Below are 23,844 nucleotides of genomic sequence, written 5' to 3'. Positions count from 1 at the left end.
GCCGGCGGCAGGAGGATGCCCGCGCCGGCCGGGCCGGCTTGTTGCGGGCCGCGGACCGCCCCTACACTGCCGCGCATGCTCCTCTGACGGTCGGCCCACGTGCGCATTTTTGGCGACGCAGGAACGCGCTTCCAGTTTGCGCTCGCGGCCGGTTTGGCGGCCGCGGCTCCCTTGTCGGCGTGGGCCGGCGCCAGCCTGGCCGGCGGCGACCGCGGAACGCTGCTGCTGTTGATCCTGGGCCTGTACGCGGCCGCGGCGACCGCGATCGGCGGCGTCCTGGCCTGGCTGTGGCGCCGGCGTTGGCGCGCCGAGCGCAGCTACTTCGAACAGATCCGCGAACGCGAGGAGCGCCTGAAGATCGCGCTGTGGGCCTCGGGCGAGCATTTCTGGGACAACGACCTGATCCGCAACTCGGCGCACGTGCTGAGCGTGGAAGAACCCGTCGAGGGCGGCGCGGGCACGATCCGCACCTTGCGCTTCGCCAACCCGGAGCTGGAAGTGCATCCGGACGACCTGCCGATGGTGCGGCAGGCTATGCAGGCGCACATCGAAGGCCGCGCGCCGATGTTCGTGTCCGAGCACCGCTCGCGCAACCGCGACGGCAAATGGACCTGGGTGCGCGCCCGCGGCCGCGCGGTGGCGCGCGACGCGCTGGGCCGCGTCACCCGCGTGGCGGGCACCGCGCGCGACATCAGCGACCGCCGCGACGCCGACCGCGAACGCCGCATCGCTAGCGAAGTGCTGCGCAGCATGAACGAAGCGGTGTCGGTGCTGGACGAGAATTTCTTCTTCGTCGCGGTGAATCCGGCCTTCTCCAAGACCACCGGCTACACCGAGGACGAAGCGATCGGCCATTCGGCGAGCATGCTCGACAGCCCGCAGCACGACGCCGAGTTCTACCGCGAAATGCGCGAACAAGTGGTGCGCGAGGGCCACTGGGTCGGCGAGATGTGGCAGCGGCGCAAGAACGGCGAGGATTTCCTGTGCTCGCTGGAATCGATCCGCGTCGACGGCGCCATCGACCAGCGCAGCCTGTACGTGGCCGTGCTCAGCGACATCACCCGCGCCAAGCGCACCGAGCAGGAACTGCGCCTGCTGGCGAACTACGACACGCTCACCAACCTGCCCAACCGCAGTCTGCTGTCCGAGCGGCTGTCGCAGGCCATCGTCAACGCGCGCCGCGAGGACAGCCGGATCGCGGTGCTGTTCCTGGACCTGGACCGGTTCAAGGACGTGAACGATTCGCTCGGCCACGCCACCGGCGACCGCATCCTGCGCGCCGCGGCGGCGCGGCTGCGCGAAGTCGCGCCGACCGGCGCCACCGTCGCTCGGCTCAGCGGCGACGAATTCACCGTCGTGCTCGAACACCTACGCGATCCGGAAGAAGGCGACCGCCTGGCCGAACGCATCATTCACGCCTTCGACGCGCCGCTGGCGATCGAAGACCGGCGCGAGATCATCATTTCGCCGTCGATCGGCATCAGCCTGTATCCGGACCATGCGCAGGTGCCGACCGACCTGCTCAAGCACGCCGACACGGCCATGTACCAGGCCAAGGCCGCGGGCCGCCGCACCTATCAGCGCTATACCGAACAAATGGAATGGGAGCTGCGCCAGCGCGCGACCTTGTCCGGCGCATTGCGCAAGGTGCTGGAAAACGGCGAGCTGCGCCTGGTCTACCAGCCGCGGCTGTCGCTGCGCACCGGCGCGATCACCGGCGTCGAAGCGCTGCTGCGCTGGGAGCATCCCTACCTGGGCCTGATCCCGCCGAACCACTTCATTCCGCTGGCCGAAGAAAGCGGGATGATCCTGCCGATCGGCGAATGGGTGATGCGCGAGGCCTGCACCACCCTGCGCCGCTGGCGCCAGCACGGCCTGGGCACGCTGAACATGTCGGTGAACGTGTCGGCGCTGCAGTTGCTGCGCGGCGATCTGCCGCGTTACGTGGCCAAGGTGCTGGCCGACACCGGCGTGCCGGGCGAGCGCCTGGAACTGGAACTCACCGAAAGCGTGGTGATGGCCAAGGCCGCGCAGGCGGCGCAGACCATGCAGGCGCTGCGCGACTTGGGCGTACGCCTGGCGATCGACGATTTCGGCACCGGCTATTCCTCGCTGGCGTACCTGAAACGGTTGCCGATCACGACGCTGAAGATCGACAAGGCCTTCATCGACGATATCGCCCAGAACCGGGACGACAAGGCCATCACCCATTCGATCATCGCGATGGCGCGCACCCTGGGCTTGTACGTCGTCGCCGAAGGTGTGGAACACCAGGCCCAGGCCCGGCTGCTGATGGAGCAGCACTGCGACGAGATCCAGGGCTACTGGGTGGCGCGGCCGCTGGATCCTTACCGCTGCCTGGCTTTCCTGCGCAATTGGCGCTCCGGCGTGGCCCGGTTCGAACCCGCTTGACCGCCGGTCCGGCGGTGCTATCGTGCCGCCATGGACCACGCCGAAGCCATCGCCCAGCTGCGCGCCCTCGCCGCCCGCGTGGAACAGTTGGTCGCGCACGCGCAACGCCTGGCGGAGGAAAACCGCAGCCTGCGCGCGCAGCAGGAACAGCTGAGCGGCGAACGCTCCGCGCTGCTGGCCAAGAATGAACAGGCGCGGTCGCGGGTCGAAGCGATGATCACCCGCCTCAAATCGCTGGAACAGCACACGTGAGCGCCAGCGAACCGGTCAACGTCCGCCTCCTCGACCGCGAATACACGGTCGGCGTGGAACCGGACGAACGCGACAGCCTGCTCGCCGCGGCCAAGCTGCTCGACGGCAAGATGCGCGAGATCCGCGGCGGCAATCGGATGGCCGCGGTCGATCGCATCGCGGTGCTCGCCGCGCTGAATCTGGCGCACGAACTGCAACAATTGCGCAGCGAAAGCGACAGCCGCGACCGCGAATTGTCCCGCACGCTGACCGAATTGCAGCGCAAGCTCGACGGCGCGCTCGACGCGCCGGCCTGAACGCGGGCATGTTTTCGCCCGACGAACGGGCGACACGATCCGGATCTCCGCGCTATACTTCGTTCGCGTCCTCTGCCGTGTTCGACGGCGTGCAAAACATTCGCCTTGTCCCTTAAAAACGACACCGGGAATGCGACGACGCCAGGCGTGCAAGTCCGCCCCGTTGCGGAAAGCCCGAAGGCCTCCCAGCGTTCCCACTTGAACCCCGGGTTCAAGGTCGTTTCGCATGCATCGGCATGGCGGAGGATGCATTTTTACGAAAGCCCGCGCTCGTCGCGGGCTTTTGTTTTTTCCCCCTTTGAAAAGGGGGATCAAGGGGGACTTGCTCTTGATCTTGCGGCTCGAAGCAACCGCAAAAGCAAATCCCCCTGCGTCCCCCTTTTTCAAAGGGGGAGAAATCAAAAGCGTTTAGAATCCGCGCCATGACCGGCGCCGAAACCCCGCTCCTGCCCGAAGACCGCGCCGCTCTGCGTCGCGAATTGCGCCGGCGCCGGCGCGACATCCCCGCGGCCGAACGCATCGCCGCCGCGGAAAAGGTCGCCGAACGCTTGTTGGCGCTGCCGTTCGCGCCCAAGACCGGCTACGTCGCCGGCTATTGGGCCATGGACGGCGAAATCGCGCTGCACGTCTGGCAGCTGCGTTTGCCGAAGGACGTCGTCTATTGCCTGCCGGTGCTGCACGGCGAGCATCTGCGTTTCGCGCCGTGGCGTCCCGGCGATCCGCTGGTGTCCAACCGCTACGGCATTCCCGAACCGGACCTCTCGTCGGATTCCTTGCTCGAAGCCGCCGCATTGTCGTTGGTCGTGGCGCCGTTGGTCGGCTTCGACGAACGCGGGCGCCGGCTCGGCATGGGCGCCGGCTGGTACGATCGCAGCTTCGCGTTCCGCCACGAACGCGCGGCGCCGCCTTGGCTGGTCGGCGCTGCGTTCGACGCGCAGCGGATCGACGCGCTGGACGCGCAAGCCTGGGACGTGCCGCTGGACGCGGTCTGCACCGAAACCGAAGCCCTGATTCCCGCGAGGAAGCCCGCATGAGCGCGCGCAAACGCTACTGGCTGATGAAGACCGAGCCGGACACGTTCTCCATCGACGACCTGGCCAAGGTGAAGACCGAACCGTGGACCGGCGTGCGCAACTACCAGGCGCGCAACCACATGAAAGAAATGCAGGTCGGCGACGGCGTGCTGTTCTACCACTCCAGCTGCGAAGTGCCCGGCATCGCCGGCGTCGCCACGGTGGCCAATACCGCTTATCCGGACCCGACCCAGTTCGACAAGAATTCCGATTATTTCGACGCCAAGAGCGCGCGCGAACAGCCGCGCTGGGAAATGGTCGACGTCAGCTTCGACCGCAAGCTCAAGCGGGTGATCCCGCTGGAAGAGATCAAGGCGCACGCCGACGAACTCGGCCCGTTCGCGCTGACCCAGCGCGGCAACCGGCTGTCGGTGCTGCCGGTGTCGGCGGCGCAATGGAAATTCCTTTTGTCCCTGGAGTAGTTCCGTGTCCGAAGCCAAGCGCCTGGCCGGCGAAAAAGCCATCGATTACGTCGAAGACGGCATGATCGTCGGCGTCGGCACCGGTTCCACCGTCGCCTTCTTCATCGACGCGCTGGGCCGGATCAAGCACCGCATCGCCGGCGCGGTGTCCAGTTCCGAGCAGAGCACGGAACGCTTGCGCGGCCACGGCATCGAGGTGATCGATCTCAACAACAGCGGCCCGCTGGCGCTGTACGTGGACGGCGCCGACGAATGCGATCCCAACAAATGCCTGATCAAGGGCGGCGGCGCGGCGCTGACCCGCGAGAAGATCATCGCCGAGGCCAGCGCCAAGTTCGTCTGCATCGTCGATCCGGCCAAGCGGGTCGACGTGCTCGGCAAATTTCCGTTGCCGGTGGAAGTGATCCCGATGGCGCGCAGCCTGGTCGCGCGCGAAATCCTCGCCCACACCGGCGGCCAGCCGGTGTGGCGCGAAGGCGTAGTCACCGACAACGGCAACTGGGTGCTGGACGTGCACGGCCTGAAGATCGTCGATCCGGTGGCGATGGAGCGCGAGCTCAACCAGATTCCCGGCGTGGTCAGCGTCGGCTTGTTCGCGCGCCGCCGGGCGGATGTGGTGATCGTCGGCGGCGAACCGCCGCTGGTGCTCTGACAACTTCCTGCCGTTTTTGCTTTTGCTCGTGTAGAGCGGAGCTTGCTCCGCTGTTTGCCCGGCTTAGCTTTGTAGAGCGGGGCTTGCCCCGCTGTTTTTTCGCAACCGGGATCCAGAGCAAGCAGCGGGGCAAGCCCCGCTCTACAAAGCAATTGCAGCGGAGCAAGCTCCGCTCTACACAAGCGAGGACTGTTTAGCTTAAGCGCTTGATTTTGCTGCGGTCTCACAGGCCGAGACGGAACGGCGCGATACTGTCGTCCCAAGCGCTATCCGCTCTACCGCGCCATGACGCTGCGCTGCCTGTTCGTCGACTTCAACTCGTTCTTCGCCTCGGTCGAGCAATACGACGACCCGTCGCTGCGCGGGCAGGCGGTCGGCGTGGTGCCGGTGGTCGCCGCGACCACTTGCTGCATCGCCGCCAGCGTCGAAGCCAAGCGGTACGGCATCACCACCGGCACGCCGGTGTGGGAAGCGATGGAGAAGTGTCCGGACTTGAAATTGGTGGAAGCGCGGCCGGCGCGCTACGTCGAGCTGCACCACCTGTTGATGGATGCGATCCAGGATTGCATTCCGCACGGCCAGGCCGCGTCGATCGACGAAGTGCCCTGCTACCTGATCGGCCGCGAACGCAAGCGCGAGAACGCCGAAGCGATCGCCCGCAAGATCAAGCGAACCCTGGTCGATCGCGGCTACAGCCCAGCGATCCGCTGCTCCATCGGCATCGCCCCGAACCGATTCCTGGCCAAGACCGCGTCCGACATCGTCAAGCCCGACGGCCTGACCGTGCTGGAATTGGACGATCTGCCGCACAAGCTGCACGCGCTGGAACTGCGCGACTTCTGCGGCATCGGCCCGTCGATGGAGCGCCGATTGCGCGATGCCGGCATCCACAGCGTCGAACAGCTGTGCGGCGCCACCCGCGAACATCTGCGCGCGGCCTGGGGCAGCATCGAAGGCGAGCGCTATTGGCTGCAGTTGCGCGGGCACGACGTGCCCGATCGCGCGACCAAGCGCGGCTCGGTCGGCCATTCGCACGTGCTCGGCCCCGAACTGCGCAGCTTCGAAGGCGCGCGCTCGGTGCTGTTCAAGCTGCTGGCCAAGGCGGCGATGCGGCTGCGCGACGAACGCTATCTGGCCAGCGGCATGGCCTTGCGCATCCGCTTCGTCGGGTTGGAATCCCGGTTCGAACGCGACCTGAACTTCGCGCCCATCGACGACACGCCGACCTTCCTGCGATTGCTGGGCGAACAGATGGAGCAGCTGCAAAAGGCGATCCAGCGCAAGCGCTGGAATCCGCAACGCAATCCGCCGCTATCGGTGGCCGTCACCCTGGTCGGCCTGGAGCCGGTGGGCAGCGTCACCGAGGAACTGATGGTCGAGCGCCGCCGCGACAAAACCATGAGCGCGGTGGTCGACAAGATCAACGAGAAGTACGGCAACAACGCGGTGTACTTCGGCGCAATGCAGCAGGCCATGGCCCACGACGCGGCGCCGATGCGCATCCCCTTCTCCAGCATTCCCAAACCGGGCCGGGACGAGGACGTGACCACCCGCAAGCGCGCCGCGGCCAAGGCCGCGGAGTCGGCCGACGAGCTTTACCTGCAGCGCGAACGCCAGTTCAAGGTGCTGGCCGAAAACGCCCACCGCGAACAACAGAAGCGCAAGGGCCGCCCGCCCGCGGCCGAACCGTTCAAGGCCGGCGCCGGCGGCTGGGGAGCGGCCCGGAAAAAAGATCCGGACGCCGAGATCGGCGAAACCCAGCCTTTGTTCTGAACGGCACCGGATTGCCGATAAACTAATCCCATCGCCCATGCCCGGAGCCGCCATGACTCCCCTTCGTCCGCTGCTGTTCGCCGTCCTGCTGCTCAGCGGTTGCGCCAGCGCCAGCGGCCCCTGGGTCGAAGTGGGCGGACAGCGCTACACGGTCGAAATCGCCGACGACGAAGCCGAGCGCGCCCGCGGCTTGATGTTCCGCGAAGAAATGGCGCCCGACCACGGCATGCTGTTCATCCACGACGAGCTGGAACCGGTCGCCTATTGGATGAAGAACACCAAGATCCCGCTCGACATCCTGTACTTCGACAACGAGCGCAAGCTGGTGTCCAAGCAAGTCGACGTGCCGCCTTGCACGCTGGGCGACAGGTGCCCCAATTATCCGAGCGAAGCGCCGGCCCGTTACGTGCTGGAGTTGAACGCCGGCCAAGCGGCGAAGCTGAAGCTGCAGGACGGCGCGGAGCTGAAACTTTCGCCGGCGATTCCGCCCGCGCGCTGAGCGCTGCGCTTTTTTGTGGGGGCGGCTTTAGCCGCGAGCTGTTTCCATATGCCGCGACGATCTGATCGCAAAGCTCGCGGTTAAAGCCGCTCCCACAAAAAGCGTGGCGAAGGGCTCTTGATTCCGCGCAAAAACCGGCTCACTCTTCGCCCATGCGCGAGCGCTTTCCCCTGCCGGAATGGAACAGCCTGGCCGGCCTGGACGACGACACGATGCCGCTGCTCAGCACCGCGCTGCTGATCGCCCGCGACGAATATCCTTCGCTCGACGCCGACTTGTACGACACGCTGCTGCAGGAGCACGCCGAGGCGCTGCGCGGGGAGATCGACGCGATCGATGCCTGGCCGCTGAAGATGGCCGCGATCAACCGCCACCTGTTCGACGAGCTCGGCTATTCCGGCGACAGCGACGAATACTACGATCCGCGCAACAGCTATCTCAACCAAGTGTTCGAGCGGCGCCGGGGCAATCCGATCTCGTTGGCGCTGGTCCAGATCGAAGTCGCGCGCCGGCTGGGCGTGCCGCTGGACGGCGTGTCTTTTCCCGGCCATTTCCTGGTGCGGCTGCCGGTCGACGACGGCCTGCTGGTGATGGACCCGTTCAACCGCGGCCGCCCGCTGGGCGTGGACGAGCTGCGCGAACGCGCCAAGCCGCATCTGGGCGGCGAGCTGCCCGACGACGGCGCGCTGCTGCATATCCTCAATCCCGCCTCGCACCGCGCGATCCTGGTGCGGGTGTTGCGCAACCTGCACAGCGTCTACGCCGAAAGCGACGATTGGGAGCGCGCGGCGCGCAGCGCCGACCGCATCCTGAAATTGTCGCCCGATCAGCCCGAAGCGCTGCGCGACCGCGGCCTGGCCTATCTGCGCTTGGGCCACACGGGCGGCGCGCGGCACGACCTGGCGCGCTATCTGCAGCGCCATGCGGACGCCTCGGACGCCGCCGCGATGCGCGAGCGCTTGGTGGAACTCAGCGCCGGCTCGGCGCGCATGCATTGACCGGAACGAGCGATGGCCGCCGCAAAATCCGCGAAGAAACCCGCGGTCGCGAAGAAAAAGCCCGCAGCGGCAGCGGCCGTACCGGTCGAAAAGCAAGTTCAAGAGGCCCTGGCCTGGCTGAAGCGGCACGGCACGAAGGCGCGGCGCGACGGCATGGCGCGCTACGGCATTCCGCTGGGCAATGCCTACGGCGTGACCATGCCCGACATCCAAAAGTTGGGTAAGCAATTCGGCAAGAACCACGAACTCGCGCTGGCGCTGTGGGAAACCGGCCAGTACGAAGCGCGCCTGCTATGCGCCTACGTGGACGACCCGGCTGCGGTCGCGCCCACGCAGATGGACCGCTGGGCCCGCGACTTCGACAGCTGGGCCGTCTGCGACACGATCTGCTTCTCGTTGTTCGACCGCACGCCGCACGCGTGGAAAAAAGTCGAACAATGGGCCGGCAAGCGCGACGAATTCGTCAAGCGCGCCGCGTTCGCGATGCTGGCCAGCTTGACCATCCACGACAGGGATGCGGATCCGGCGTTGTTCCTGCGCGGCTTGGAGCTGGTCGAACGCGAGGCGGGCGACGCGCGCAATTTCGTGTCCAAGGCGATCAACTGGGCGCTGCGCTCGATCGGCAAGAAACGCGACCCGGTGTTCAAGAAAGCGGCGGTCGCCGTCGCCGAACGTTTGGCCGCTTCTCCCGATGCCGCGCGGCGCTGGGTAGGAAAAGACGCGTTGCGCGACATCGCGAAAGCGGCCGCCCGCACGAAGGCGGGCTGACCGCCCGCCGGCTATGTTTTCGGCTTGAGCTGGTGCAGCAAGATCGAATTGCCTTCCGAATCCAGGCACACCGCCATCCGGCAAACCGGGCTGGGGATGACGTCGCTGGTGAACACGACGTCTTTCGCTTTCAGGTCCGTCATCAGCGCATCCAGATCGGCGACTTCGAGCGCGATCGTCCCGCCCGCCTTGGCGCTGGGCTCGTCGGGAATGAAATTGGTCAGCGCGATGCAGCCGCCGTCCGGCAGGTCGTATTCGATCCAGTGCTGATCGGCGCGGTTGCCGTGCGAGCCGATCTTCAGGCCGAGTTTGTTCTCGTAGAAATCGCGGGCGCGGGCGACGTCGCGGATCGGATACATGGTGAAAGCGACTTTCTTGAGCATGGGGCACCTGTGGAATGGAAGGATCGGCTTAGCGGCGCTTGCGCTGGTACAGCACGCCGCCCAGCCATGCGGTCGGAATCGAACTCAATGCGAGCAGGACCGGGTACCACGCCGGGCCGAGAGCGGCCTGCATCGCCGCAACCGCACCGAGCGCGCTCAGCGCCAGTCCGATGGCGCCCAGCGCAAGCGCATGGCGTAGCGCATGGCAAGGCGCGAAACGCGCGGTGACGTATCCGCCGACCACGCCGAACGCCAAGCGATAGGACAACGCCAGCAGGTTCAATCCGGGATCGTGCATCGGCACGCCCCAAGGCGGATAGACCCGCAGCATATGCAGCAGTTGGTCGGCGCCCAGGGACAGCACGAATACCGCGAGCAGGCCCAGCAGTACCGCGCGCGCACTGCGCCAGAGGTTGCGTCCGGGCGAGGACGCATCGGTGGTTGCGATCGTCGTCATGGCTTTTCTCCAAGATGGGATACGAAGACCGGTGGCTGGCGGCTTCAAGCCGCCTTGGCCGCCAGGATTTTTTCCAGGCGGGCGTAGCCGGCTTCCATGCCGTCCGTCATGCCGGACCGCAGCGCGCCGTCGCGGGCTTCCTTGGACGAATACAGCACGCGCGTTTCGAGCCGGGTCTTGCCGTTGCGCTCGTCGAAAGTGGCGGTGCACAGGGTTTCGCCGCCGGTCCAGTCCTGGTCGAACAGTTCGGTGGTCACCAAGCGCGCCGGCGCGTCGATGTCGCGGTATTCGCCGCCCATGCCCATCGAGGTGTCGCCCTTCGCGAAGACCAGACGGTATTTGCCGCCGATGCGCAGATCGACTTCGCACACGTCCAAGCGCCAGCCGTCCGGCCCAAACAGCCACAGCTTCATCAGTTCCGGTTGGGTGTGCGCATCGAAGACCATTTGCCGCGGCGCGTTGAAGTCGCGGCTGATCAGGATTTCGCGGTCGCTCGGCGTGGCGACTTGCAGGGTGTTGGCGGTGCTCATCTCGTCTCTCCTTTCGTAGGCGGTTTCAATCGCGTTGCGGGGTTTTCGGCATGGCTTGCATCGCTTCGAGCAGAGCGTCCAGCCGTTGGTAATTGCGTTCCCAGATCTCGCGGTAGCGCTCGAGCCAGATATTGGCTTCGGCCAGCGGCGTGGCTTCGATCCGCACCGGCCGCCGCTGCGCGTCGCGGCCGCGGCTGACCAGGCCGGCGCGCTCGAGCACCTTGATGTGCTTGGAAATCGCGGGCTGGCTCATGTCGAAGGGCTCGGCCAGTTCGTTGACGGTCGCTTCGCCCAGGGCCAATCGGGCGAGGATGGCGCGGCGGGTGGGGTCGGCCAGAGCGGCGAAGGTGTTGTCGAGTTGGGTCGGCGTCATCTTCTATAACCTCAAAGTTCCATAACTTCATGGTTATATAAAAGTCATCACCTGTCAAGCAATAATTTTTTCTTTTAAATCATTTAGTTAGGTTTTTGATGCCGTCATCCCTGCGAGAGCCGGGATCCCGGCCGCGCAACAGCCGAACACTCGACGGGAATTCTGGATCCCGGCTTTCGCAGGGACGACGCGCGGGATTAAAGATTCGCGCGACCGGCTTTCCGATATGCGTCCATATCCAGCGTCATCTCAATCAGGTCGATGCCGGGCGCGAAACCGTCCGCCACCTGTTTCCGCTGCACGAACCCGTAGCGCTCGAAGAAGCCGCGGCTGAACTGCGAAGTTTCGATTTCGACCCAGCGGAAAACGGGTTCGCGCGCGATCGCGTCCAAGCGATGGCGCAGCAGCGCATCGCCCCAGCCTCGTTTGTGATGATCGCGATGGATCATGCCCCAGCACAGGGCCGCGGTTTCGGGCTTCTTGTCGTGCACCGCATAGCCGCCGCAGCCTACGGCGGCGCCGTCGGCGTCCAGCGCGAGGAAATACGGGCCCGGCAGGTCTTCGATGAATTCGATGAAATCCGCGCGTTCCTGCGCGGCGAAGAATTGCGGGACGTTGCTGTCGAACAAGGCCAAGCCGGTATCGCGATCGTCCTCGCGCCAGGCGCGGAAGCGCAGCGGCGGCGCGTCCTTGCCGTCCATCGCCGCGCTCAGACCGGCATCATTTCGAAGTCGTCCTTGGTCACGCCGCAATCCGGGCAGGTCCAAGTGTCCGGGATGTCTTCCCAGCGCGTGCCGGGCGCGATGCCCTCTTCCGGCAGGCCCGCCGCCTCGTCGTAAATGAAGCCGCAAACCACGCACATCCAGGTGCGGTAGGCGGTGGCTTGGGCGGTTTCGGACATCGGAGCGATAATGCGTATCTGGCGAGGCGGCATTGTCCCACCCCGCGCCCGGCACGGAAACCCATCCCATGAACCCCCGCTGGCCGCGCCGCGGCCTGTACCTGATCACGCCCGACGCTTCCGACACCGGAAGCTTGCTCGATCGCGTCGCCGCGGTGCTGGCCGAAGCGTCCTGGCTCCAATACCGCAACAAGGCCGCCGACGGCGCATTGCGCCGCGAACAGGCGCAGGCGTTGCTGGCGCTGTGCCGCGAACGCGGCGTGCCGCTGATCGTCAACGACGACGCCGCGCTGGCGGCCGAGATCGGCGCCGACGGCGCGCATCTGGGCGAGGACGACGGCGACGTCGCGGCCGCGCGCGCACTGCTCGGCGACGATGCGATCCTCGGCGTTTCCTGCTACGACTCGCTGGAACGCGCGCGACGCGCCGCGGCCGCCGGCGCCGATTACGTCGCTTTCGGCGCGTTCTTCCCCAGCCGCACCAAAGCCGCAACGCGGCGCGCCACGCCGGACCTGCTGCGCGACAGTGCCGCGCTCGGCCTGCCGCGGGTGGCGATCGGCGGCATAACGCCCGACAATGCGCCTGCACTCGTTGCGACCGGCGCGGATTTGATCGCCGTCGTCGGCGGGGTCTTCGACGCCGCCGATCCTCTCGCCGCAGCGCGCGCCTACCGGAATCTTTTCGACCGATGAATACGCACAAATCCCACGAGCTCTTCGCCCGCGCGCAAGCGCTGATGCCCGGCGGGGTCAATTCGCCGGTACGCGCTTTCAAGTCGGTCGGCGGCGAGCCGTTCTTCGTCGCCCGCGCCGAAGGGCCGTATTTGTTCGACGTCGACGGCAACCGCTACATCGATTACGTCGGTTCGTGGGGCCCGATGATCGTCGGCCACAACCACCCGGCGGTGCTGGACGCGGTACTGCGCACCGCGCGCGACGGATTGAGCTTCGGCACGCCCAATCCGCTCGAAGTGACGATGGCCGAGACGATCTCGCGCTTGGTGCCCGCTTGCGAAATGGTGCGCATGGTCAATTCCGGCACCGAAGCCACGCTGTCGGCGATTCGCCTGGCGCGCGGCGCCACCGGTCGCGCGCGCATCGTCAAGTTCGAAGGCTGCTATCACGGCCACGGCGATTCCTTCCTGGTCAAGGCCGGCAGCGGCGCGCTGACCTTCGGCGTGCCGACTTCGCCGGGCGTGCCGAAGGCGCTCGCGGACCTGACGCTGACCCTGTCGTACAACGATTTCGACGGCGCCACCGCGCTGTTCGACGAATGCGGCGACGACATCGCCGGCTTGATCGTCGAGCCGGTGGTCGGCAACGCCAATTGCCTGCCGCCGCGCGACGGCTATCTGCAGCATCTGCGCGAACTGTGCACGCGTCACGGCGCGTTGCTGATCTTCGACGAAGTGATGACCGGCTTCCGCGTCGCGCTGGGCGGCGCGCAGGCGCGCTACGGCGTGACGCCGGACTTGTCGACCTTCGGCAAGGTGATCGGCGGCGGCATGCCGGTCGGCGCATACGGCGGACGCGCCGATTTGATGCGGCAGATCGCGCCGAGCGGGCCGATCTACCAGGCCGGCACGCTCAGCGGCAATCCGGTGGCGATGGCGGCCGGGCTGGCGATGTTGGAGTTGATCCAGGCGCCGGGCTTCTACGCCGACATCGAACGCCGCACCAACGCGTTGTGCGATGGTTTCGAGGACGCGGCGCAAGAAGCCGGCGTTGCGATAACCACGCAGCGCGTCGGCGGCATGTTCGGCTTGTTCTTCAGCGACGAAAAAGTCGATACCTACGCGCAAGCCGTGGCCTGCGACACCGCCGCGTTCAATCGCTTCTTCCACGCCATGCTCGAACGCGGCGTTTACCTGGCGCCATCGGCGTTCGAAGCCGGATTCATGTCTTCGGCGCACGACGACGAAACGATCGACGCCACGGTCGCCGCCGCGCGCGAAGCCTTCCGCGAGGCGAAAGCATGAGCGCCGCGCCGGCGTTGGTGCTGTTCGATCTGGACGGCGTATTGGTCCATTACGATCAAGAAGCGCGGCTCGCTTCGCTGGCGAAGAGCACCGGCAAGGACACCGCCGCGGTGAAAGCGGCGCTGTTCGATTCCGGACTCGAAGCCGGCTCCGATCGCGGCCAATACACCGCGCAAGGCCAAGCCGACGAACTGACGCGCCGACTCGGCGCGCCGGCGACGCTGGACGATTGCGTGCGGGCGCGCGCGGCCTCGATGTCTATCTTCCCGGAAATGCTGACGCTGGCGACCGAAGTTTCGCGCGCCGCCGGCGTGGCCATCCTCACCAACAACGGCCTGATGGTGCGCGACTATCTGCCGCAGATCTGCCCGCCGCTGTTCCCGCTGTTCTCGGCGCGCGTGTTCTGCTCGGCGCAATTCAAGATCGAAAAGCCCGACCCGGACATCTACCGGCGCTGCCTGGCCGCGCTCGGCATCGCCGAGGAGCGCGCGATCTTCGTCGACGACAAACTCGCCAACGTGGAAGGGGCGATCCGCGCCGGCTTGCTGGGCCATCATTTCACCGACCCGTCGTCGCTGCGCGCCGAACTGCGCGCGCTCGGCCTTGTGGAGAAAAACCATGCGACTTGAGACTCTGGCCATCCACGCCGGCGGCGAGGCCGACCGCGAGACCGGCGCCGTCGCGCCGCCGCTCCACTTGGCCACGACCTTCAAGCACGGCCCGGCGGGCGAACGCATCGCCGGTTACGAATACCAGCGCGAAGGCGACCCGAACAACGACCGCCTGCGCAGCGCGATCGCGGCGCTGGAAGGCGGCGCGGCGGCGTTGACCTTCGCCTCCGGCATGGCGGCGATCGCCGCGCTGTTGGAATCGTTGCCGAACGGTTCGCGTATCGCGATACCCGACGATTGCTACACCGGCGTGCGCGCGCTGGCGGCGGAATTCCTGCCGGAGCGCGGCCACACGGTGTCCAAGGTCGACTTCTCCGATCTGCAGGCGGTGCGCGCCGCCTGCGCAGCGGGGCTCGATCTGCTGTGGATCGAAACGCCGTCGAACCCCGGCATGAAGGTCTGCGACATCGCCGCGATCGCCGCGCTGGCGCACGAACACGGCGCCCTGCTCGCCTGCGACAACACCTTCGCCTCGCCCGTGCTGCAGCAGCCGCTGGCCTTGGGCGCGGACGTGGCCATGCATTCCACCACCAAGTATTTCGGCGGCCACAGCGACGTGCTGGGCGGCGCGCTCGCGTTCGCGCGGCGCGACGGGCTGTTCGAACGCGTCGCGCACCGGCTGCACGTCACCGGCGCCACCCTCGCTCCGTTCAGCGCCTGGCTGACCTTGCGCGGCTGCCGCTCGCTGCCGGCGCGGATGGCGCTGCACTGCGCCAACGCGCGCCGCGTGGCCGAATTCCTCGCCTCGCGCGAGGAAATCGAACGGGTCAACTATCCCGGCTTGGCTTCGCATCCGGGGCACGCCATCGCCGCCAAGCAGATGCGCGATTTCGGCGGCATGCTGTCGGTGCAGTTCCGCGGCGGGCGCGAGGCCGCGCTGGCCTTCGCCGGCAAGCTGAAGATCTTCACCAACGCTACTTCGCTGGGCGGTTGCGAATCGCTGATCGAACACCGCGCTTCGGTCGAAGGTCCGAATCCGGTGTCGCCGCAGAATCTGCTGCGGCTGTCGGTGGGGTTGGAGCATATCGACGATTTGATCGGCGATCTCGAACAAGCGTTGGGCTGACTTTTCGCTGCTTTCTTGTAGAGCGGAGCTTGCTCCGCTGCTTCGGCTCCGGCTCTTCGTAGGAGCGGCTTTAGCCGCGAGCTCTTTCTTTCAAATCGGGACATCGCCACGATTTCCGAGAAACAGCTCGCGGCTAAAGCCGCTCCTACGAAGAAAAGCAGCGGAGCAAACCTCTCTACACAGCGGCGCGGAGACGTTTCAGGCCTTCGGCGATGTCTTCGTCACCGATGTTCAAAGCCGGCACGAAGCGCAATACATCGGGCCCGGCCTGCAGCAACAGCAGCCCCCGTTCCGCCGCACGGTTGAGAATTTCACCCGCCTTGCCGCGGTGCGCCTCGGACAGCACCGCGCCCATCATCAAGCCGCGGCCGCGCACTTCCGAAAACAGGCCGGTGTCGCGGCCCATTTCCTGCAACGCCGAGCGCAACGCGGCCGACTGCTTCGCGACGTTCGCGGCGATCTCCGGGGAAGACAATTTCCGCAACGCGGCGCGCGCCACCGCCGCCGCCAGCGGGTTGCCGCCGAACGTGGTGCCGTGCGCCCCGAATTGCATGACTTCGGCGACTTTCGGCCCGGCCAGCAGGGCACCGATCGGGAAACCGCCGCCCAGCGCCTTGGCCAAGGTCACGATGTCCGGCACCACGCCGTCCTGCCAATGCGCGAACAGCGTGCCGGTGCGGCCCATGCCGGACTGGATTTCGTCCAGCACGAGCAAAGCGCCGTGGCGGTCGCAAAGCTCGCGCACGTTTTTCAGGAAACCGTCCGCCGCAGGCATCACGCCGCCCTCGCCCTGCACCGGCTCGAGCAGCACCGCGGCCACGTCGCCGGGCGCCATCGCGGCTTCGAGTTGCGCGGCATCGTTGAAGTCGACGTAGCGGAATCCTTGCGGCAAGGGTTCGTAGCCTTCCTGGTACTTCGGCTGCGCCGTCGCCGTAACGGCGGCCAAGGTGCGGCCGTGGAAACTGCCGCGGAAGGTGACGATGACGCGCCGCTCCGGCGCGCGCCCTTGCGCCGCCGCCCATTTGCGCACCAGCTTGATCGCCGCTTCGTTCGCTTCGGCGCCGGAATTGCACAGAAAGGCGCGGCTGGCGAAGCGCGATGCGGCGACCAATTCTTCGGCCAGGCGCAGCGGCGGTTCGCTGTAGAAGACATTGCTGGTGTGCCAGAGTTTGCCCGCCTGTTCGGTCAGCGCAGCGACCAAATCCGGATCGCAGTGGCCCAAACCGCACACCGCGATGCCCGCGGCGAAATCGATGTATTCGCGGCCGTCGCGATCCCATAGGCGCGAGCCTTGGCCGCGCTCGAGGATCACTTCGCGCGGGCGGTAGACCGGCAGGTAGTACTGTTGGCCTAGGGCGATCAGGTCGGCGGTGGAGGACACAACGTGGATTCCGAGAGGTTTTCGGAATTGTAGCCAGATGCGCTCCCGCCAAGGCAAAAGCCGAACCCTCTCCCTGGTGCTTCGCGCCTTTCCCTCCCCCGTAAAAGGGAGAGGGAAAACGCACCTGTGCCTCAGTTGGAAATCTTGCCGATGTTCATCGCCACCAGGCGATCGCGGCCCACCCCGGCGCGCGCCAGGCGCGTGTGCGCGGCGACGTCCGCTTGGCGCTGGTCCGCGGAGGCGACGAGGGCGGCGGCGAAGTTCATGCCGGGATCGTTCGGACGCAGCTTCAAGGCCTGGTCGATCTTCGCGCTGCCGTCGCCCTGGGCGAGGATCGCGCGCAGCGCGGCGGTGTCGGCCCGACCGACGCCCGGCATGTCGTAGCCTTGCAAACGCACGATGTCCTGCAAGGTTTCGGCGTAGTAACCCGCGTCGAACAAGGCCGAGGCGCGCGCATCGGGCGTCGAAGCCCGGGCGACGCGCGCGTCGAGGCTGGCGGCCAAGTCGCGGGCGACGGCGCCGTTGCGGCTGGCGTAGATCGATGCGCGGCGCAGGGTTTCCATCCGCGCGATCACCGGCGTTTCCGGCGCCAGCAATGCCGAAACGTTGGCTACGAGCTTGCTCAGGTCGTAATCGCTGCGCGCTTGGTTCCAACCCTTGCCGCCCCAAGCCAGCGACGGCGCGCCGGCGGTGTCGAAGGGATGGCAGAGCAGCGGCGGGCCGGCGAACGCGGCGGCCGAAAACAGCAACGTCGCCGACAGCACGGCGCCGTACAGGATGGTTCGGGACGTGGAAATTTTCATGAGGGATTCCTCCGATGCGGTGGGATCCGCGGCGCCGCGAACTAGGCGCCGCCGGATCGCGTCACAGGTGTGCGCATCGAATGGACGGCCGCCGCCGCCGAGCCGTTAACCCTCAGCGTGGCTGTTCGCTGAACAACGCTTCGGCGGGCGCTTTGCTCGCGAACGCATCCGGCCACTGCATCCACCAGCGTTTCATGCGCGGATACGGCAGGCTTTGCCACCAAGGGCTCAACGCATCCGCGCCGCGCTGCCGCAATTGCTCGCGCGTCACCCCAGCGTCGGCCGGCATGATCGCCGCCAAGCGATCGAACAAGGGGCCTTCGCCCAGCCGCGGATGCCGTTTAAGCAGCGACAACAGGGTGATCGCATCCTGCGGCCGCGCGTTTTCCGCGAGCTGGCGCACCGCCGGCGCGATCGCGGAGACGTCGCCGCCCTGCGCATCGATTTCGCGCAATGCGGCCACGAATTCGGCGCTCGCGCCCACGTCGTAAGGCGTGCCCGGCGGACCGTCGCCGCGGAATTCGACGCGCGCGCCTTGCGGCACCAGCGTTTCCCGCCAGAAGTCGTCGATCTGCACCCAGCCGCTGCGCACTTCCAGGCTGCCGTTGCCGCCGGCGTCGCTCTTCAACACGAATTCGCAGCCAAGATCCAGCACGTCTCCATGCTTCGTGGCCACGCCCAGCGAGCCCGGCGGCGCCCAGACGCGCGCCCACAAGCTGCCTTGGCGCAAATCCACGCGGTGCCGGCCGCTGCGCGTTTCGACCAGACTGAAGCGGGAACCTTCGCCAAGCACGATCTCGCCGATGCGCGCCGCGCGCAGCCGCACCGATCCGCCTTTGCCGGTTTCCAGCACGCGGCCGGGCGCCAGCGTTTCGGCTGCGGACGCATCGCGGCCGTCGATCCGCACCGATCCGATCGCCGCCATCCGCCACGGCTGCGCTTCGGGCCACAGCAGGCGTTGCCGGTACCAGGTGCCGACGCCCACCGCGAACATCGCCAGCACCGCCGCGCTGGCCAGCGCGATCCGCCAACCGCGACGGCGACGCGAACGCGATGCGGCCGGACGCGGCGCATGGCATGCGTCGTGCAGCGCGTAAGGCGCCAGCAGGCGTTCCAGGCGTGCGATCTCCAGATCCACGGGGCCGCTGCGGTCCCATAGATAATCGTCGTCGCGGTCGATGTCGTGCTCTTGGCTCATGCCGTGGTTCCTCGCGCGGCCGGCGTGGCCAAGGCGATGCGCAGCATCGCCATGCCGCGGTGCAGGTTGACGCGCACGCTGCCCGGGGTCAGGCCGGTGCGCTCGGCGATTTCAGGCCCGGTCAATCCTTCGACCAGGCGCAACAACAAGGTTTCGCGGTAAGCCTCGGGCAAGGCGACGATCGCGCGCAGCGAACGCTCGGCTTCCAGATGCTCGTCCGGCTTGTCCGGCGCGGCCGCGTCGTCCCATGCCATGCCCGTCAACGGCGTGGTCCGGCGCTTGGCGTCGAGCGCGGCATGGCGCGCGATGCGCACGATCCAGCCCGGGAACGCCGCGCTGTCGCGCAATTCGTGCAAGCGCCGGATCGCGGTCTCGAACACGTCCTGGGTGAGATCGTCGGCATCGGCCTTTTGCACGTAGCCCAGCAGCACGCCGTGCACGACCGGCGCGAAACGCCGATAAAGCGCGTCCATCGCGCTGCCGTCGCCGGTGCGCGCCGCTTCGACCAAATCGGGGATGGCCGCCTCGCTCACGTCGTCCTTGCCTGTGGACCGAGGGGAAGACGTTACCGGAAGGCGGAGCGTTAACCGAGCCGCCGGTCGAGGCCGCCGATGCTGAATTCGACCGTGATCCCGGCGAAAGCCGGGATCACGGCATGAATTACCAGGTGCCGGTATTCGGCATCGACGCCCAAGGCTCCTTCGGCGGCAGATGCCCTTCCTGCAGCAATTCCACCGAAATCAGGTCCGGCGAACGCACGAAAGCCATATGCCCGTCGCGCGGCGGGCGGTTGATCGTGTAGCCCATCGCCTGCAAACGCTCGCAAGTGGCGTAGATGTCGTCGACCCGGAACGCGAGATGGCCGAAGTTGCGCGCGCTGCCGTAGTCCTCTTCCGAACCCCAGTTGTAGGTCAGCTCGATTTCGGCCTGCGGCGTTTCCGGCGCGGACAGGAACACCAGCGTGTACTTGCCCTGCTCGTTGTCCATCCGCCGGTTCTCCTTCAGGCCCAGGCCTTCGCAGAAGAATTTCAGCGTGGCGTCCAAATCGCGGACGCGGATCATCGTGTGCAGATATTTCATTACGTTGTCTCCGTAGCCTTTGAAGCAGCAGGCAGGGCTTCAGCTTAACCCGCGCCGGGTGCTTGCCGGAGGCCATTTTCGCCGACGCATGCGCAACGGAGCGTTACGACTGCGCATACGCCCGCTTTTCGTAGAGTCGGCGCGCTTCAGTCCAGGAACAGATCCGGCAACAGCGGCTGCGCAGGGTCGACCGCATAGCGCGAAAGATCCGTGATGCCGGCCTCGCGCAGCACTTCGTCGTCGATCAGGAATTTCCCGGTAAAACCGCGCGCCGGCTTGGTCAGTACCGCGTGCGCCGCATCGGCCATGATTTCGGGCTTGCGCCCGTTGGCTTGGCTCACGCCGGGAATCATGTTCAGCGCATCGGTCGCGATCAGCGTGCGCGGCCACAGCGCGTTCACCGCCACGCCTTGCGGACCGAATTCGCCGGCCAGGCCCAATGTGACGAAGCTCATCCCCATCTTGGCCAAGGTGTAGCCGGTGTGCGGCGCCCACCATTTCGGCTCCAGCGACGGCGGCGGGGCCAAGGTCAGGATATGCGGATTGGCCGCTTGCAGCAGATGCGGCAAACAAGCCTGCGCGCACAGGAAACTGCCGCGCGCGTTGACCTGCTGCATCAAGTCGAAGCGCTTCATCGGCGTGTCCAGCGCGCCGCGCAGCCAGATCGCGCTGGCGTTGTTGACCAGGATATCGATGCCGCCGAACGCGTCCACCGTCGCCGCGACCGCGGCGCGCACTTCGTCTTCCTCGCGGATGTCGCATTTCAGCGCCAGCGCGCGGCCGCCGGCGGCCTCCACCGCCTGCGCGGCTTCGTGGATGGTGCCGGGCAATTTCGGATTGGGCACCGCGGATTTGGCCGCGATCGCCACGTTGGCGCCGTCGCGCGCCGCGCGCAAGGCGATGGCCAGGCCGATGCCGCGCGAGGCGCCGGTGATGAACAGCGTTTTTCCGGAAAGTGTAGGCATGGTGTGTACCCGGGACTGGGATCGCATTCTACCCTTGCTGTTCCTCCCCCTTTGAAAAAGGGGGGATTGAGGGGATTTGCTCCTTGCCGTTGCCTTTAAAACAAGATCAAAGAAAATCCCCTGCGTCCCCCTTTTTCAAAGGGGGAGAACAGCAGACGGCTGGCGGGCATGACGCATTCGTTGCCTATAATCGGCCGATGCCTACCGCTTGGTTAGACAGCCTGGTCGCCTGGATCACCGCGCATCCGCTCGCCGCCGGCGTGCTGATCGCGCTGATCGCGTTTTGCGACGCGTTGGCGGTGATCGGCATCGTGGTGCCGGCGTTGCCGCTGCTGTTCGCGGTCGGCACCCTGATCGGGCTCGGCCACATCGACGGCCCGTATGCGCTGGCCTGCGCCGCGCTGGGCGCTTTCTTCGGCGATGGCCTGAGCTATTGGATCGGCCGCCGCTGGGGCACGCATCTGAGCGAACAGTGGCTGTTCCGCCGCTATCCGCAGTTCCTCGCGCGCGGCGAACGGATGTTCCGCCGGCACGGCAGCCTGGGCATCGTCATCGCCCGCTTCGTCGGCGCCGTGCGGCCGTTCGTGCCGGCCATCGCCGGCATGCTGCGGATGCCGCTGCGCCGTTACGCGCCGGCCAGCTTGTTCGCCTGCGTCGCGTGGGCGGCGGCGTTCCTGGCCCCGGGCTGGGTTTTCGGCGCTTCCTACGATGCCGTCGCGGCGGTGGCCGACAAACTGAGCCTCGCGATCGGCGCGTTGTTGGCCGTGCTGGTGCTGGTCTGGGCGGTGGTGCTGTACACCTATCGCTGGTTCGCCGCGCACGCCAACCATCTGCTGGCGCGCGCATTGAAATGGACGCGCGAGCATCCGCACTTGGGCAAGTACGCGGCGGCGCTGATCGACCCCAATCGCCCCGAATCGCCGTCGCTGGTGCTGCTCGCCGCTTGCTTGCTGGCGATCGGCTGGGCTTGGTTCGCCTGGCTGGCCGCGGTGTTGGCGCGCGGCGGGCCGCTGGCGATCGACCGCAGCATCTACGAAGCCATGTCGAAGCTGCGCAATCCGCTGGCCGACCAATTGATGGCGGCGCTGGCTTCGCTCGGCGATGCGCAAATCCTGGTGCCGGCGGCCGCGGCCGCGCTGGCCTGGCTGTTGTGGCGGCGGCGCTGGATGGCGGCGGCGCATTGGCTGGGCGCTCTGGTGTTCGGCTTGGCGCTGACCGCATTGCTCGGCGCGGCGATCGACATGCCGCGTCCGCCGACCGCATCCAGCGGCTTCGGCTTCCCGTCGATCTCGGTGACGATGGCGACCATCGCTTTCGGCTTCTTCGCGGTGCTGATCGCGCGCGAACTGCCGGGGCGCAATCGGGTATGGCCTTATCTGGTGTCCGGCGTGGTGGTCACGACGCTGGGTTTCGCGCGCTTGTATCTCGGCGCGCACTGGTTGAGCGATATCGCCGGCGGCATGTTGTTCGGCGTGGTCTGGCTGTTGCTGCTGGGCATCGCCTATCGCCGCCATGTGGCGCGTTCCTTCCTGATGCGGCCGTTGGCCGGCATTTTCTACGGCGTGTTCGTAGTCGCCGCGCTGTGGCATGCGCCGCATCAGCCGCAACGCTTGCTGGCGCAATTCGCGCCGCCGCCGCCGGCGTATTCGCTGGAAACGGAAAACTGGTGGCAACACGGCTGGGCCGAATTGCCGACCCGGCGCGACGAACGCTCCAAGAGCCTGGCCTGGCCGCTCGATCTGCAAGTCGCCGGATCTTTGGAACCTTTGCGCGATCGCCTGGGCGCCGCGGGCTGGCGCGAGCAGCCGCAAGCCGATTGGATCGCCACGCTCGGATTGCTGGACGACGATACTCCGCCGCTGGAACAACCGGTGCTGCCGGCGACATTCGAAGGCCGCGCCGAAGCCTTGCTGATGCTGCGTGCGGGCGAAGACGGCAAGCACCAATTCGCTTTGCGGCTGTGGCCGGCGCCGGCGCGCTTGAACGACGGCGCGCCGCTTTGGATCGGCACCGCGCAAGTCCTGGAATACCGGCGCCCCTTCGGCGTCGCGGGGCTTTGGCAACCGATGCAGGATCCGCAACCGGCGCATGCGGCCTTGCGCGAGGCGTTGCGCGGCGCGGACGCGCGCGAGGAGCGCAATCCGAAATCGGGCGGCGTGGTGTTGCGGATGCGCACCGGCGAGTGAGCTTCGCGCTTCTTGTGGGAGCGGCTTTAGCCGCGAGCTCTTTCTTGCAAGATCGCGGCGAACGGACGGTAGGAGCTCGCGGCTAAAAGCCGCTCCCACAAAATCAGGGCATCAACTCGAGCAAGCGATCCAAGCGCGCATGCGGGTCGTCCTGCTGCAGCAGCGCCTGCCGGCTGGCGTCGTCCAGCGGCAGCAATTCGGCCAGGCGCCAGCCGACCCAAGCGGCTTGGTCGAAACGTTCCATCGGCGCGGACGCGTGCTCGCCGCCGATCTGGTCGAGCAATTTGCGCAACAGAATGGCGAGCAGGCCGTGCTGCGGCTGGATCTCGTCGTCCGAATCGCCGTCCAGCCAGTCGACTTCGCCCACCACCAGGCCGTTGTCGCGCACCCGGGTGCGGCGCACGTGGAAGCGGCGCGCGCCCCGCACGCGCAAGGTGAGCAAGCCCTCGTCGGTGCTGCCGAAATCCTCGATGCGCGCTTCGGTGCCGAACGCGGCCGGCGTCGCCGGCGCGCCGGCTTCGCGGCCTTCCAGGATCAGGCAGACGCCGAAACCTTCCTCGCGGCGCCCGCATTCGCGCACCATGTCCAGGTAGCGCGGTTCGAAGATGCGCAAACCGAGCGGCGCGCCCGGCAGCAAGACCGTGTGCAGCGGAAACAGCGGGTAGGACTTGCCGTTGGGCATCGCGGCCAGTCTCGCCCCGGACCCGTCGGGAAGGCAAGACCCGCC

Annotated in this window: 27 protein-coding genes, 1 other RNA gene and 1 pseudogene; 16 read left to right on the top strand and 13 right to left on the bottom strand. The window is 66.9% G+C overall.

What is annotated here, in order from left to right:
* The first annotated feature begins 99 nt into the window (after nt 1-99).
* From FCE95_RS11460 to FCE95_RS11410, 11 genes are all read left to right on the top strand, one after another.
* The gene (locus tag FCE95_RS11460; protein WP_223266871.1) at nt 100-2,412 is read left to right on the top strand and encodes a putative bifunctional diguanylate cyclase/phosphodiesterase; all 2,313 of its coding nucleotides are present in this window, start codon (nt 100-102) and stop codon (nt 2,410-2,412) included.
* A gap of 30 nt (nt 2,413-2,442) precedes the next feature.
* Nucleotides 2,443-2,664, top strand: coding sequence for a TIGR02449 family protein (locus FCE95_RS11455; RefSeq protein WP_137267142.1), 222 nt, complete (start codon nt 2,443-2,445; stop codon nt 2,662-2,664).
* Complete coding sequence (locus tag FCE95_RS11450; RefSeq protein WP_137267141.1) at nt 2,661-2,960, top strand: cell division protein ZapA; 300 nt, start codon at nt 2,661-2,663, stop codon at nt 2,958-2,960. Before FCE95_RS11455 ends, FCE95_RS11450 begins: the two co-directional genes overlap by 4 nt.
* A 66-nt stretch (nt 2,961-3,026) precedes the next feature.
* Nucleotides 3,027-3,210: non-coding RNA, 6S RNA (gene ssrS / locus FCE95_RS11445), on the top strand.
* A 172-nt stretch (nt 3,211-3,382) separates the two neighbouring features.
* Nucleotides 3,383-3,994, top strand: a complete 612-nt coding sequence (locus FCE95_RS11440) for a 5-formyltetrahydrofolate cyclo-ligase (RefSeq protein WP_425481298.1) — start codon at nt 3,383-3,385, stop codon at nt 3,992-3,994.
* Complete coding sequence (locus FCE95_RS11435) at nt 3,991-4,455, top strand: EVE domain-containing protein (RefSeq protein WP_137267140.1); 465 nt, start codon at nt 3,991-3,993, stop codon at nt 4,453-4,455. The genes FCE95_RS11440 and FCE95_RS11435 overlap by 4 nt, the downstream gene beginning before the upstream one ends.
* A 4-nt stretch (nt 4,456-4,459) precedes the next feature.
* Nucleotides 4,460-5,107: a ribose-5-phosphate isomerase RpiA gene (gene rpiA, locus FCE95_RS11430; RefSeq protein WP_137267139.1), complete on the top strand. Its 648-nt coding sequence runs from the start codon at nt 4,460-4,462 to the stop codon at nt 5,105-5,107.
* Nucleotides 5,108-5,392: 285 nt separating this feature from the next.
* Nucleotides 5,393-6,880, top strand: a complete 1,488-nt coding sequence (locus tag FCE95_RS11425) for a DNA polymerase Y family protein (RefSeq protein ID WP_137267138.1) — start codon at nt 5,393-5,395, stop codon at nt 6,878-6,880.
* A gap of 52 nt (nt 6,881-6,932) precedes the next feature.
* Nucleotides 6,933-7,379 (top strand): DUF192 domain-containing protein, encoded by a 447-nt coding sequence (locus FCE95_RS11420; RefSeq protein ID WP_137267137.1) that lies wholly within the window; start codon nt 6,933-6,935, stop codon nt 7,377-7,379.
* Nucleotides 7,380-7,531: 152 nt separating this feature from the next.
* Entirely contained in the window at nt 7,532-8,377 is an 846-nt protein-coding gene (locus tag FCE95_RS11415; RefSeq protein WP_137267136.1) for a SirB1 family protein, read from the top strand.
* Between the two features lie 12 nt (nt 8,378-8,389).
* The gene (locus FCE95_RS11410; RefSeq protein WP_137267135.1) at nt 8,390-9,145 is read left to right on the top strand and encodes a DNA alkylation repair protein; all 756 of its coding nucleotides are present in this window, start codon (nt 8,390-8,392) and stop codon (nt 9,143-9,145) included.
* 11 nt (nt 9,146-9,156) lie between these two features.
* On the opposite strand, the gene FCE95_RS11405 is transcribed toward FCE95_RS11410, so the two are convergent.
* From FCE95_RS11405 to FCE95_RS11380, 6 genes and pseudogenes are all read right to left on the bottom strand, one after another.
* Entirely contained in the window at nt 9,157-9,528 is a 372-nt protein-coding gene (locus FCE95_RS11405; protein ID WP_137267134.1) for a VOC family protein, read from the bottom strand.
* Nucleotides 9,529-9,556: 28 nt separating this feature from the next.
* Entirely contained in the window at nt 9,557-9,985 is a 429-nt protein-coding gene (locus FCE95_RS11400; RefSeq protein ID WP_137267133.1) for a hypothetical protein, read from the bottom strand.
* A 44-nt stretch (nt 9,986-10,029) separates the two neighbouring features.
* A complete protein-coding gene (locus tag FCE95_RS11395; protein WP_137267132.1) occupies nt 10,030-10,515 on the bottom strand; it encodes an SRPBCC family protein in 486 nt (161 codons plus the stop codon).
* A gap of 25 nt (nt 10,516-10,540) precedes the next feature.
* Nucleotides 10,541-10,888, bottom strand: coding sequence for an ArsR/SmtB family transcription factor (locus tag FCE95_RS11390; RefSeq protein ID WP_137267131.1), 348 nt, complete (start codon nt 10,886-10,888; stop codon nt 10,541-10,543).
* A 197-nt stretch (nt 10,889-11,085) separates the two neighbouring features.
* On the bottom strand, nt 11,086-11,589 hold the full coding sequence (locus FCE95_RS11385; protein WP_137267130.1) for a GNAT family N-acetyltransferase: 504 nt from the start codon (nt 11,587-11,589) through the stop codon (nt 11,086-11,088).
* An 8-nt stretch (nt 11,590-11,597) separates the two neighbouring features.
* Nucleotides 11,598-11,859: pseudogene (locus FCE95_RS11380) on the bottom strand (rubredoxin).
* Between FCE95_RS11380 and thiE the strand changes: the two are divergent.
* From thiE to FCE95_RS11360, 4 genes are read left to right on the top strand one after another with little or no spacing between them, the layout of a single operon-like run.
* A complete protein-coding gene (gene thiE / locus FCE95_RS11375; protein WP_137267128.1) occupies nt 11,858-12,481 on the top strand; it encodes a thiamine phosphate synthase in 624 nt (207 codons plus the stop codon). The pseudogene FCE95_RS11380 and the gene thiE sit on opposite strands and share 2 nt — an antisense overlap.
* Nucleotides 12,478-13,767 carry a glutamate-1-semialdehyde 2,1-aminomutase gene (hemL, locus tag FCE95_RS11370; protein WP_137267127.1) on the top strand — a complete coding sequence of 430 codons (1,290 nt, stop codon included), beginning with the start codon at nt 12,478-12,480 and terminating at the stop codon, nt 13,765-13,767. Before thiE ends, hemL begins: the two co-directional genes overlap by 4 nt.
* Nucleotides 13,764-14,396, top strand: coding sequence for an HAD family hydrolase (locus FCE95_RS11365; protein ID WP_137267126.1), 633 nt, complete (start codon nt 13,764-13,766; stop codon nt 14,394-14,396). The genes hemL and FCE95_RS11365 overlap by 4 nt, the downstream gene beginning before the upstream one ends.
* Nucleotides 14,386-15,504 carry a trans-sulfuration enzyme family protein gene (locus FCE95_RS11360; RefSeq protein ID WP_137267125.1) on the top strand — a complete coding sequence of 373 codons (1,119 nt, stop codon included), beginning with the start codon at nt 14,386-14,388 and terminating at the stop codon, nt 15,502-15,504. Before FCE95_RS11365 ends, FCE95_RS11360 begins: the two co-directional genes overlap by 11 nt.
* A gap of 175 nt (nt 15,505-15,679) precedes the next feature.
* On the opposite strand, the gene FCE95_RS11355 is transcribed toward FCE95_RS11360, so the two are convergent.
* From FCE95_RS11355 to FCE95_RS11330, 6 genes are all read right to left on the bottom strand, one after another.
* Entirely contained in the window at nt 15,680-16,885 is a 1,206-nt protein-coding gene (locus FCE95_RS11355; protein WP_189644733.1) for an acetylornithine transaminase, read from the bottom strand.
* 131 nt (nt 16,886-17,016) lie between these two features.
* Nucleotides 17,017-17,688, bottom strand: a complete 672-nt coding sequence (locus tag FCE95_RS11350) for a hypothetical protein (protein ID WP_137267124.1) — start codon at nt 17,686-17,688, stop codon at nt 17,017-17,019.
* Nucleotides 17,689-17,800: 112 nt separating this feature from the next.
* Entirely contained in the window at nt 17,801-18,886 is a 1,086-nt protein-coding gene (locus FCE95_RS11345) for a FecR domain-containing protein (RefSeq protein WP_137267123.1), read from the bottom strand.
* Complete coding sequence (locus tag FCE95_RS11340; protein WP_223266870.1) at nt 18,883-19,419, bottom strand: RNA polymerase sigma factor; 537 nt, start codon at nt 19,417-19,419, stop codon at nt 18,883-18,885. Before FCE95_RS11340 ends, FCE95_RS11345 begins: the two co-directional genes overlap by 4 nt.
* Nucleotides 19,420-19,546: 127 nt before the next feature.
* The gene (locus tag FCE95_RS11335; protein ID WP_137267122.1) at nt 19,547-19,966 is read right to left on the bottom strand and encodes a VOC family protein; all 420 of its coding nucleotides are present in this window, start codon (nt 19,964-19,966) and stop codon (nt 19,547-19,549) included.
* A gap of 146 nt (nt 19,967-20,112) precedes the next feature.
* Nucleotides 20,113-20,931 (bottom strand): SDR family oxidoreductase, encoded by an 819-nt coding sequence (locus tag FCE95_RS11330; RefSeq protein WP_137267121.1) that lies wholly within the window; start codon nt 20,929-20,931, stop codon nt 20,113-20,115.
* Nucleotides 20,932-21,128: 197 nt separating this feature from the next.
* On the opposite strand from FCE95_RS11330, the gene FCE95_RS11325 reads away from it, so the two are divergent.
* Complete coding sequence (locus tag FCE95_RS11325) at nt 21,129-23,117, top strand: bifunctional DedA family/phosphatase PAP2 family protein (RefSeq protein WP_137267120.1); 1,989 nt, start codon at nt 21,129-21,131, stop codon at nt 23,115-23,117.
* Nucleotides 23,118-23,220: 103 nt separating this feature from the next.
* On the opposite strand, the gene FCE95_RS11320 is transcribed toward FCE95_RS11325, so the two are convergent.
* Complete coding sequence (locus FCE95_RS11320; RefSeq protein ID WP_137267119.1) at nt 23,221-23,799, bottom strand: LON peptidase substrate-binding domain-containing protein; 579 nt, start codon at nt 23,797-23,799, stop codon at nt 23,221-23,223.
* Nucleotides 23,800-23,844 lie beyond the last annotated feature (45 nt).

It is taken from the genome of Luteimonas gilva (assembly GCF_005239095.1).
Classification (GTDB): domain Bacteria; phylum Pseudomonadota; class Gammaproteobacteria; order Xanthomonadales; family Xanthomonadaceae; genus Luteimonas_C; species Luteimonas_C gilva.
The sequence above is the reverse complement of the archived record's forward strand: the minus strand, read 5'-3'. Positions and strand labels throughout refer to the sequence as shown.